Below are 10,851 nucleotides of genomic sequence, written 5' to 3'. Positions count from 1 at the left end.
CAATTTCCCGACTGGTGCGCAACTTGCTGGAAAACGCTGTGCGGCATGCCCGTTCACGCGTCGCGTGCACCGTACGCCCTTCTGGGGAGTACGCGATCTTGACTGTCGCCGACGATGGCCCCGGTATCCCGCAACCCGATCGAGTGCGAGTCTTCGGGCGGTTCGTCCGGTTGGAGACCGACCGTGCGCGCACCACCGGTGGCACTGGGCTGGGCTTGGCTATCGTTGCCGAAATCGCTACTGCGCACGGTGGCGTTGTCACAATCGATGAGCACCCCGGAGGGGGTGCATTAGTCACGGTTCAGTTGCCGCTAGCCAAGTTGCCCGATTGCAAACGGTAGCCGACTCCGCGAACCGTCTCGATTGTGTTCGTACCGAAGGGCACATCGATTTTGCGTCGCAGATAACCGATATACACCTCGACAACATTGTCGGGACCTGAGAAGTGCTCGTCCCACACGTTCTGTATGATCTGGGCTTTCGTGCACACTGCGTCGGTGTTGCGCATCAGGAATTCCAGCACGCCGAACTCGCGGGGGCTCAGATCGATGGGCACCCCCGCGCGGGTCACCAGGTGCCGGCTCGGATCGAGGACGAGATCGCCGGCGGTCATCACGACGGGACGCTGCGGTGCGCCGCGGCGGACCAATGCTCGTAATCGAGCCACCAGCACCACGAACGAGAAGGGCTTGACCAGGTAATCGTCGGCGCCAAGATCGAACGCGTCGGCTTGGTCGTACTCGCCGTCCTTCGCGGTGAGCATCAGCACTGGTGTCCAGATCTGCTGCTCGCGAATTCGCCGCAGAATCTCGTAGCCGCTCAGACCGGGCAGCATTATGTCCAAAATGATGACGTCGAACTGATTCTCGGTGGCCTGCCATAATCCCTCTGTCCCGGTTTCGGCGTGCACGACGACGAAGCCTTCTGCGCGCAAACCGACTTTGAGACTGGCCGCAACATGTAGTTCGTCTTCCACCAGCAGGACTTTCACCGGACGAACTCCCCTGTCGTGCGGGCTACATTCGCAACGCCGGTATTCGGCTGCATCGGCGCACCGGCAATTTCTGAAAACCGACGGCACTTGTAGCACCTGCGTCACCATCGCAGAGCAGCGCTGAGGAAACGCTGAGTGACTCGTGCGTAGCAAGTCCCCGGCACTCAGTGAATAGCGAACCCATCGACATACCACGTCAAGCAGGGTTGCGCTCCCAAACGTTGCCGGCGTTATCTCAGCGCTGATTTGGCGCAGACCCTGACGATCTAGCAATGGGAACCTTTCTCAATGGGTGTTCTCCTTGGACCGCAATCGCCTGACCCGCGAGTGGTTCCACCCGTGTACAACCGGGGGGGGTCTGGCTGCCGACAAGTTCGAAGAGACGCTTGAGCTCGGCCATCAGCTTGGATTTCCCTGGTCTTTAGGAGTGGGCATCAACTTCAGCTTCACCGCGCCGAACATCCTTCTCGACGACGTGAAGATCAATCCCCTAAGCGCCGGCTTCGACCCGCTTGGACATGTCATCACCCGAACTTGTGTCCCGGCGTGTCGGTCAGTGCCGACCTTGGCAACGGTCCGGGCATCCAAGAAGCGGCGACGTTTTCGGTCGACGTCGCTGGTCCTCACGGCAACGTTGCGGTCTCCAACGCGCACGGCACCATGACCGGCGCGGCTGGTGGGGTCTTGTGTCGACCGTTTGCCGCGCCTGATCTCCAAATCGAGTCACAGCGTCACCACATACGGCGAGCCGCGGAACATGAACGAGCTTGCGCGAAGTGACATCCCGCCTACCTAGCCGGACCGGACGCGGGCGGTGAGCCTGACGACGCTACGGTAAGTCGGATTGTTCGGCTCCCAGCGTTTCCTCAGGAACCGGCCTTCAAGTCCCAGACTCGTCTCAGCTTCCTATCAACGCTTCGGCGCGAGACTGGCGTCATGCTCGCTAAGCACCTGAAAACCGCCTTGTGCGCACGCGCCAAGCTGCTGGGCATTCTTGTCGGGGCTGCAGCACTGACAACGCTAGGAGTCTTGAGCCTCTGCGCGACCCCACCGGCGGCCACGACCGTCGAAATACCACTGGCCGGGTCGGGTAGCGCCCCGATGAACACCACGTTCACTCAACCCGTCCTCACCGGCATGACACTAGGCAACACCGCCACTGCGACGACAGGGCCCTCGATGCCGGCCGTCTCCATGGCAGTGCCCTCGGTCAAAGCCGGTCACTGACGCCCCAACACGTACCAGGGAACATTCATGACCAAACACGCACCATTGGCCGCAGCCATTGCCGCTGCTGTCGCTGCCCTGGGCATCGCCGTCGCCGCAACAGCCGAGGCTAAGACCTCGCCCAACGTGGTGGGCCAGAAGTACGGCGACGCCAGTTCCGCACTAAGCTCAGCCGGATTCACACCGGTAGTGTCGGCCACCGTCGGTGACCGGTTGGCTTGGTCGAACTGCATCGTGTTCAACCAGCGGGACAGATCCCGGCCTCCCCCACCCAATAGCAGCGGCTCGCCGACGAACCAGACGCTGGTATCCCTCAACTGCGACCAAGCGGTGGCATCGGCCACTATCCCCGGCAACTCGCTTGGCAGTCCCGAGGGCCGGTCCGCGGCGGCGGCGGCAGCGTCTGCCAAACCCAAGTGATAATCGGCGAAACAAGCGCGCCACAGGACGCAGGTACCCGGCCAAGTGTCGATTGTCACCTCTGATTTCCGGACGCCCAGCTTCGCGACATCGAGGATCCTCGATACCGTATGCGCAAGCGAAGGGTTTGTGCGCAGCTGCTGGTCCACTCGGCCACACCTATCGAGGTTCACGTCGTACGGGTGAAGCGGCCAGAAACAGCCACGCGCAGGAAAATTGGTGTATTAGGCACGAGCTACGAATCCAGGCGTGCGGCACGCTTCGCATCCTCGTCGGCGCTATACGAGGGGCACCGTAGGCCCAATAGCCCGCCCATCGATGTCAGGTTTTTTCAGCGGATACTCAGTGGTTGTGGGGCACCATAAAATTACTTTGTGGGCGCAGCGGCGGACAATTAAGCGGATCGAGGTGGCGGGTCGTACGGCAGTGGGGGCGCTCCCGACGATGACCGCGACCGCGGCGAACACCGTCCAACCAATGTCGTGGAGCGGCCGTCGACCGCACGCGCTCATCACAGTGGCCGCGTTAACTGCAGCGACGGTGGCAAGCGTCGCAACGGCTTTCGGGCCATGGCGTCACGACGTGGGGCGATTGTCGTTGATGCATGGCTGGCTGCCGGTGACGGTGCAGGCCTTCAGTGCAGCAATGCTGGCGGTCGGGCTCGGTGGCCGATCGCGGCGCTGGCTGATGCTGTGGCTGCCGGTCACGGTGACCGCTGGGTTGGCGATGGCGTTGTGGGCGCACTGGTATGTCCGGTCGGTCGGCGTGGCCGGGGATCCAGCGCCAGCGGCGCTGTGGATCTGGATCGGGCTGTCTTGCTCAGCCATGGCGCTCATGGTGTCGGGGTGGCGAGGCGTGGGATGGATGCGGCGCGGCGTATCGGTGATGGCAGTGCCGCTGTGTCTACTCGCCGCAGCGCTGGCGCTCAACCAGTGGGTGGGGTACTTCCCGACGGTGCGCGCCCTCTGGACACAGATCAGCGCGGGTCCGTTGCCCAATCAAACCGATCGGGCGACCGTCACCGCCATGCAATTGACGGGGGTCAAGCCACGTAAGGGGGTGGTGGTGCCGGTCAACATCGGCGCTCAGGCGTCTGGATTCAAACATCGCGGAGAACTCGTGTATCTGCCGCCGGCGTGGTTCGCCAGCAATCCGCCGCCGCCGTTGCCAGTGGTGATGATGATCGGCGGTGAGTTCAACACCCCGTCTGATTGGGTGCGCGCCGGCGATGCGGTCAGCGCAGCAGACGGATTCGCCGCCGCGCACGGCGGTGATTCTCCTGTGCTGGTGTTCGTCGACTCCGGCGGCGCCTTCAACATCGACACCGAATGCGTGAACGGTCCCCGCGGCAATGCGGCCGACCATCTCACCAAGGACATCGTCCCGTTCATGATCTCCAACTTCGGAGTGAGCGGACAACGGGCTCAGTGGGGTGTCGCCGGCTTCTCGGCTGGCGGCACCTGTGCCGTTGATCTGGCGGTCATGCATCCCGAGCTGTTTAGCGCCTTCGCAGACCTCGCCGGTGATTTGAGCCCCAACTCCGGTACCAAGGCGCAGACCATCGACAGGCTGTTCGGCGGCAGCGTCGAGGCGTGGTCCCGGTTCGATCCCTCCACGGTCATTACCCAACATGGCCCCTATCAAGGAGTGTCCGGAGTGTTCACCATTGTCTCAGGGCAAGATGCTGCCGCCAACACGCTGTGCGGACTCGCGCTAACCAACGGCATCGAGTGCACCGTCGCGACCGTGCCCGGCGAGCACGATTGGCCTTTCGCCGGGAGGGCGTGGGCTGCTGCGCTGCCCTGGTTGGCCGGGGTGCTCGGCACTCCGGGGACGCTCAAGCCACAGTTATCGCCTCAGAGGAGCGGTAGGTCAGCAGCGGCACCCTCGAACACTCGATGAATCAGCGGCCGAATGCGATTCCTCCTACTGGTGAACGTGGGGATCGCCGCGGCTTTCAGCAGACGGTCGCAGGCTGGATCAGTTCCTGATTAGCAAACGCCAGTCAGGAATTCGTCTCGTGCCACCGTTCAACAGCGTTCCGCGGTCGCTACTCGCGCCCTCGCCAGTGGCTCGCGAAGCGACGTTCAAGCCGTTCGATAAGGCGATCCAGATAGCGCACTTCGGCTCCTGCGCGAAGGATAACGGGGTGAGGTTGACTGGAGGCAACGTCACGCTCGATAGGCGGCCGACGGTTCACTATCCCGTCCAACAGCAGTTGCCGTTCGGCACTCAGCGACGCGTGAAATGCGCCACCTGCGCGGCGTCAGCTGGGAGCACCGAGTGGTCGTCGGCGGTCAGGGCCCGCACCACCTGTACTTGAGTGAGTCCAGCAGCGTAGTGAGAGCATGCCGCTCCGTGACCGGGTCGGGCTGATCGGCCGCGGACACATGGTGGCACGCGGTGAAGTCGCGATCGCAGATAGCGGTGTATCGAGGAAAAGCAGACATCCCTGCAAGCGGCATATCGCGGACTGTAAACCCGCGGGCCCCTTTCATGCGTCGAGATCGACTTTGAGACATGGCGACCACGAATCGGCGACGGGTGTCTGTGAACGGAATCGTCTCGAATATGGTCTATTTCGAGACGGCGTTCAGTGCTGCTCGCCGGTATCCGACTACAGGTCGGAGCTCTCCCGCCATAGGTCAATGCCGGAATCTGCAGCGAAACGGTCGATCTCGCTCAGCTCCTCGGGCGTGAATTCCAGGTGGTCGAGCGCGCCGAGGTTTTCCTTCAGTTGAGCGACGCTGGATGCGCCGACGAGAGTGGAGGCGACGGTCGGGTCGCGGAGCACCCAGGCGAGTGCCAGTTGCGCCAGCGACTGTCCCCGCTGCTTGGCGATTCCGGCCAGGCCCTGCAGCCGCGCGTGCACCTCGTCGGTCACCAGCTCGTCATCGAAGGTCGGACGCTCGGTAGCGCGGGCAACGTCGGTAGCGGGCTTGTCCAGATAGCGGTTTGTGAGCAGACCCTGGGCGAGCGCGGTAAAGGCGATTGCACCCATGCCGACGTTGTTGAGCTCCGTGATGAGATCACCCTCGATCCAGCGGTTCAGCATCGAGTACGACGGCTGGTGTATCACCAGCGGGGTGCCGAGCCGCTGCGCGATCGCCGCTGCCTCTGCTGTCTTCGTGGCCGAGTACGAAGAGATGCCGATGTAGCGAGCCTTGCCCGCCCGCACCGCGGTATCGAGTGCGCCGATGGTCTCTTCGAGCGGTGTCTTCGGGTCGATGCGGTGCGAGTAGAAGATGTCGACATAATCGAGCCCAAGCCGGTCAAGCGACTCGTCGAGGCTTGCCAGCAGATAGGCGCGGCCACCGAGCTGACCGTAGGGGCCAGGCCACATATCCCATCCCGCCTTGGTGGAGATGATGAGCTCGTTGCGGTACGGCTTGAAATCCCGTCGCAGCATTCGGCCGAAGTTTTCCTCCGCCGAGCCGTACGGCGGCCCGTAGTTGTTCGCGAGATCGAAGTGCGTGATGCCGCGATCGAAGGCGTAGCGAAGCACTTCGCGTTGCGTATCGAACGGACGATTGTCACCAAAGTTGTACCAAAGGCCGAGTGAGATCGCCGGCAACAGCAGGCCGGAGGTTCCCACGCGGCGGTAGGGCATCTCTTCGTAGCGGGTCCGTGCAGCTACCCAGGGGTCATGGGTGAAAGGAACGTCGGCGACGGCGAGATCCTCGTTCATGAGGTTCATCGTAGGTGGGCATCGATCACGGTCGTGGTCGATGTGGTCGGCCATGTTCAGTTCGAAGTCGCCACGTTGTTGCAAACCGCGCCCCAACCACCCCTGGACCCGCGGGGACCCACGCGGCCAAGTCGCCAGTGCAGGCGCTTCAGGTCGTCCAATAGAGCGCTGTTTTGCCCATCCTGACCAGCAGGAGAACCTCGATTCAAGCTTCGATTCCGCCTGTAACGCGGAAAATCAATGGCTGGGCCGCCGCCTCACTCGCTTTACGAGACGGTGGCCCCTCACCCGTGCGGCGAGCCGTGAACTGGTACCGCGCCCACCATCCTGCGCTGCGCTCACCAGACAGCCATGGCCCACCACGCGCTGGTCGCCTACCAGGTCGATACCTCCGCCGGCAAAGATGCACTGCTAATATGCGACACCACGGAGATGGCCGACGCTCTCAACCGCCGCCTGCACGACCAGATCGTCGGCGCCGACGCGCCGACCGTGAAAGCAGCACGCGCACAACGCATCGGCGTCGGGAACCTGATCATCTCCCGGCGCAACGACCCCACCATCGGCATCTTCGATGCCACCGACAGGGACAAGTCGGTTGCTCCCGTGCGCAACGGTAACCGCTGGCGCGTCCACGCCGTCGACACCGAACACCACCGCATTGCCGCACGGCGCCTCGACGACGACGCCGCGGCGGCATTCTCCGGCGGATATCTGTTGGCTTATATGCCGAAGGTGGATGAAACTGCTCTCTGCGCCGCCGCCGGCGCGGCTGCGGATGACGCCCAGCACCTGATCGATCACGGCGCGGCTACCCAATGCCTTCTCGGCCCGCTTGACATGGCACGGGCGCCGGTCAATAGCGGGGTGTTGTAAACCGGAACGGAAGCGAGGCTGGCGCATGTTTGCCCCTGGCCCAATGCGTGCTCGGGAAAGCGTCTAGTCCGTAGGCGTAGAAGTTGGATTCGCCGATTAGCTGGTCCGCGGCCAGCAATGGTAAGGATACAAGGCGTAGCCGCCTCCAAAGTCACGTGACAATTGGCCTCCGCCGCAGTAATCTACGTCTAGGTTGGGGGGCCGGCCTAGCCGGGGATCCAATTCTCTTATGACAAGTGGAGAACTGGGGCCCGGCCCCCGGTGATTCTGAACCTATTCGGAGCACCATGAATCCCTCTACACAGAGATCTATTCTGAAAATGATTGGGGATGAGATACGGGCTGCCCGCGCCCGCGTGAAAATGAGCCGTGAAGCCCTTGCAGCGGAATCAGGAATCAGCGCAAAGACAATTCAGCGGCTCGAGAACGGCGACCGGCCAGCAGATGTGGTTCAGATGTACCTCCTGTGCGAAGTATTTGGGCTCGAAATTGTCGAGTTACTGGGCCGCGCAATTGCGCGCGCAAACCACCGCGGTTACACGACCCACCTCGAGCCACCTCAGCCCTCGGCTCGATAGGGACGGGTCGGAACGGGGCCACCGTTAGTTCAGTCCGTAGCTATACAGGCTAATTAGCGTCTTGGCTGCGCGCTACCTAGGCCTCAGCCCTGCGCTAGCGTAGACCGATGGCCGACGCGACGGTTGTCCACTGGCACACGCACACACCGGTCCCCGAAGGGCGAGGCGCGTTAGCTGCCTAATCGACTCTTTGACTTGGCCCGGGTCAGCAGAATTCGATATTTGGGCAGGTAGCTGGGCTGTGCGCCAAGTTTCTCCTTCGAAAGATAGCCAGCTGCAGAATTGCGCTGCGTGAAGCGAGACCTGGTCGGAGAGGAACTCCGATCCAAGTACGTCAGCACGCTTTCTGCCCGCGAAGTCGGCCGTGCCGCTGCCGTTACAGACTCCTCTCGACCGCACCCCCCGCCTGCAGGTCTTTGCCTCAAAGGAGAGTCGGCCGCCGGTGACACGAGTCACACCTCCCAGATCTCGATCCTGGTCGGGGCCGGCCCGGGGCAGGGAGCAAGTCTAATTGGCGGCCTGCCTGTGGCGTACAAACGAGTGGGGCGAGGGGGCGTCGCGTGATTCCCGCGTGGAGCGCAGCCGGCTTCGGTGCTCCGTGTGTGGACGAATTCCCCGGTGTCTTTACGGTAAGCGTCCGTTCGAACCGCCACTAGGTGAGCGCGACTGAGATCGAGGTAAACGGAATGGCAACGGCGACTGCGAGGCGCAACCACGAATCGCCGGCTGTTGCAATTTGCGATAAGCGCGGCAATTTACGCAATAATCTCTCAGCCACGTCCGCGCACATCACCCCTCGCACTTACTCTTCCCATCGTCCCGCTGTCCGCCGGTTAGGACGCAGCACCACAGTGAGAATTGGTTTGACCAATGATCACAGGGCCGCTGGTGTTGCCAGTGGTAATTCCAGTGGTGTTCCCGACAGTGTTGCCAGCAATGGTATTACCGAAGGTGTTTCCCTGGCCATCGGGGCCGCCAGCGGTGTTGCCGACGGTGTTGCCAACGATGGTGTTGCCAAAGCCGTCGCTAGTGGATTGCACGCACCGGTCGTAAGCTTTAGGTTCGGCCAATTTGGAGTGCTCAAACGCGCAAGCGCCGAGGGCGGCCGCGATCAAGGCAAAGGCAGCAGCGGGCAGCAGCCAGCGCACACGTACGTGAACGGTGATGGGTCGTCGTATTACCAATGTCGTCCTTTGCATATCGGAACCCTGACCTCGTTCCCGGCTTCTGCCCACCGTGCCGTCGACGCGTACCAACAGACCGATAGCCGCAAGTGGGGCCTGACTAATTACGACGACACGACGCCCCTGTCGCTCCCCAAGCCCCCCGGACTTGCCAGCTCACCGTCGTTGTCGCCGGTGGCGGCTACAGGGGTAAGTGCCCGTACGTGCCAGTCGACATCGGCCGCCGTATGCTCCTCTCCGTTAACGGCATCTGCGCTGTTGAAGACTGCTGACGGGCTGCCGTCCTGGTCTGATCGCAGCGCTGGGAGTTCGACGCGGCGATGCCGCGAGTTTGTGGGCGGGTTGGAGCGCCTGTGGCGCAGGCGCTCCAACAACTTAGTGACCGCTCGTTTGACGGTATCCGGTAGGCGCTTCACCGTGTCGGGGGCAACCCACGCCAGATACAACACAAACATCGCGTAGCTAAAGATCCCGATGATGATGCCGATGTCGATCGTCAGGTGCATGACCACACCGGCTGCGAGGACCCACGGCCGAAGCCGCCTGTTCCAGACCAGTACCCCGATCGCCAACTCGGTCGCCAGAGCTGCCCACGTCGCAACATTCATGATCAACGCATTCGTGGTGAGCCATTCCGGCGAGGGCAGGCGTTGCATATCGACGAGCCGTAACGCGTAGGAGACGGCAGTTCCCTGGGGCCACGTCTGGCCTGTCAGCTTAATGACGACCGAGGACAGGTAAATAATCGACAGCTGAACCTGCATCAGTCGAAGCGCCCAGATGGGTCGCAACTGAGCGGACCAAAATGATCCCGTCCTGCGGCGCTGATCGAGCGATAACGCGGTGCCACAGGGCGACAGTGCAACAAAAAGCGCCATGATGCGAACGACGGAATCCCCGGCGTTAAAGACCCAGAGATCGCGGTGCAGGAAGGACAAGATCAGAACGAAGACCAGGACAGCCGCTACTCTGCTGTGCCATCCGAGAGTCAGCGCGACGGCAGACGCCAGCAGCACGGCCCACCCGATCAATATGGCTTGGTCGCTCGTCACTACTTCAAAGAAGCCCCAGTTGCCCGGGGTGGCCGGCTGGTGCTGGTCGGGCACCACGCCGTGCGGACCCAACATGTCATGCAGGATCGGCAGAAGCCATAACGTCCACAGCACAGCGAGTGCACCGAAGGCGATCCTGACTAACCCGAGGGTGTACGTGGGTTCGGGTCGAAACCAAAACCCTTGCCACCATTCGCCAATCGCTGAGGGTCGCCACCCCGCCCTGTGGCCGTTGTCCTTCATGAGTTTGCTGCCAAATCTTCGTCGTACAGGGTGTCCACGCCGGTCGCTCCTCGGCCGCTCGTACCGGGAGGCGTCAAAACCTCGGTCCGTAAAATCATGTAGACACGGATAGGCCGCTCCGCGGGAACGGTCAGTTGATGGACGACCCAGTGCGCGAGCTGCGGACGGATCTGCGGTTCCGACAACAGACTCTCCTTCAGTTTCCGCCAGCGATGCGACACCGCCACTCCCACGACTTGATCGTATTGAGTCGGCAACATCCACAGTCGTTTGCTGCCATCGGCCATCGTGACGTACACCTCCAGGTTCTCCAGGCGACTTGGTGGATCGGGCGCATACATCCCCCAAAACTGGTCGAGTCCGGCTCCGACTGCGATCGGTGTCAGGGTCGGCGCCAACGCCGCTTTGATCGCAGAATTGGGCATGTTCGACACCACACCGATGAGGATTACCGACACGATGAGCGCGCTGATCGCTCCCTCGCGGATTTGGGAACCCTTGAACCGTGAACCCCTAGATCCGCGGCCGACCGCCGCCCCATGGGCGACGGTCGGCAGATCCCTATCTTTTTTGTGTGTGTCTATTGCAA

Annotated in this window: 10 protein-coding genes and 1 pseudogene; 6 read left to right on the top strand and 5 right to left on the bottom strand. The window is 62.3% G+C overall.

What is annotated here, in order from left to right; genetic code table 11:
• Positions 1-14 precede the first annotated feature (14 nt).
• Positions 15-341: a sensor histidine kinase gene (locus tag QOC76_RS00275; RefSeq protein ID WP_526352975.1), complete on the top strand. Its 327-nt coding sequence runs from the start codon at positions 15-17 to the stop codon at positions 339-341.
• On the opposite strand, the gene QOC76_RS00270 is transcribed toward QOC76_RS00275, so the two are convergent.
• Positions 302-991: a response regulator transcription factor gene (locus QOC76_RS00270; RefSeq protein ID WP_526352973.1), complete on the bottom strand. Its 690-nt coding sequence runs from the start codon at positions 989-991 to the stop codon at positions 302-304. The genes QOC76_RS00275 and QOC76_RS00270 overlap by 40 nt on opposite strands.
• Before the next feature lie 295 nt (positions 992-1,286).
• Here QOC76_RS00270 and QOC76_RS00265 point away from each other — a divergent pair.
• The 3 genes and pseudogenes from QOC76_RS00265 to QOC76_RS00255 all read left to right on the top strand — a co-directional run.
• Positions 1,287-1,790: pseudogene (locus QOC76_RS00265) on the top strand (MspA family porin); the annotation flags it as partial.
• A 458-nt stretch (positions 1,791-2,248) separates the two neighbouring features.
• Positions 2,249-2,641, top strand: coding sequence for a PASTA domain-containing protein (locus tag QOC76_RS00260; RefSeq protein ID WP_526352967.1), 393 nt, complete (start codon positions 2,249-2,251; stop codon positions 2,639-2,641).
• Between the two features lie 600 nt (positions 2,642-3,241).
• Entirely contained in the window at positions 3,242-4,543 is a 1,302-nt protein-coding gene (locus QOC76_RS00255) for an alpha/beta hydrolase (RefSeq protein ID WP_526352971.1), read from the top strand.
• A 715-nt stretch (positions 4,544-5,258) separates the two neighbouring features.
• Here the strand turns inward: QOC76_RS00255 and QOC76_RS00250 are convergent.
• The gene (locus QOC76_RS00250) at positions 5,259-6,329 is read right to left on the bottom strand and encodes an aldo/keto reductase (RefSeq protein ID WP_526352965.1); all 1,071 of its coding nucleotides are present in this window, start codon (positions 6,327-6,329) and stop codon (positions 5,259-5,261) included.
• Positions 6,330-6,680: 351 nt separating this feature from the next.
• Here QOC76_RS00250 and QOC76_RS00245 point away from each other — a divergent pair, with 351 nt between their 5' ends.
• Both QOC76_RS00245 and QOC76_RS00240 read left to right on the top strand, forming a co-directional pair.
• Positions 6,681-7,205 (top strand): hypothetical protein, encoded by a 525-nt coding sequence (locus tag QOC76_RS00245; RefSeq protein ID WP_526352963.1) that lies wholly within the window; start codon positions 6,681-6,683, stop codon positions 7,203-7,205.
• A gap of 287 nt (positions 7,206-7,492) precedes the next feature.
• Positions 7,493-7,783: a helix-turn-helix domain-containing protein gene (locus tag QOC76_RS00240; RefSeq protein ID WP_526352961.1), complete on the top strand. Its 291-nt coding sequence runs from the start codon at positions 7,493-7,495 to the stop codon at positions 7,781-7,783.
• An 833-nt stretch (positions 7,784-8,616) separates the two neighbouring features.
• On the opposite strand, the gene QOC76_RS00235 is transcribed toward QOC76_RS00240, so the two are convergent.
• The 3 genes from QOC76_RS00235 to QOC76_RS00225 all read right to left on the bottom strand — a co-directional run bounded on the left by QOC76_RS00235 (position 8,617) and on the right by QOC76_RS00225 (position 10,699).
• The gene (locus tag QOC76_RS00235; protein WP_526352959.1) at positions 8,617-8,931 is read right to left on the bottom strand and encodes a hypothetical protein; all 315 of its coding nucleotides are present in this window, start codon (positions 8,929-8,931) and stop codon (positions 8,617-8,619) included.
• Between the two features lie 140 nt (positions 8,932-9,071).
• Positions 9,072-10,262 carry an HTTM domain-containing protein gene (locus tag QOC76_RS00230; RefSeq protein WP_526352957.1) on the bottom strand — a complete coding sequence of 397 codons (1,191 nt, stop codon included), beginning with the start codon at positions 10,260-10,262 and terminating at the stop codon, positions 9,072-9,074.
• Positions 10,259-10,699: a hypothetical protein gene (locus QOC76_RS00225; protein WP_526352955.1), complete on the bottom strand. Its 441-nt coding sequence runs from the start codon at positions 10,697-10,699 to the stop codon at positions 10,259-10,261. The genes QOC76_RS00230 and QOC76_RS00225 overlap by 4 nt, the downstream gene beginning before the upstream one ends.
• Positions 10,700-10,851 lie beyond the last annotated feature (152 nt).

It is taken from the genome of Mycobacterium sp. (assembly GCF_032159565.1).
GTDB lineage: Bacteria > Actinomycetota > Actinomycetes > Mycobacteriales > Mycobacteriaceae > Mycobacterium.
The sequence above is the reverse complement of the archived record's forward strand: the minus strand, read 5'-3'. Positions and strand labels throughout refer to the sequence as shown.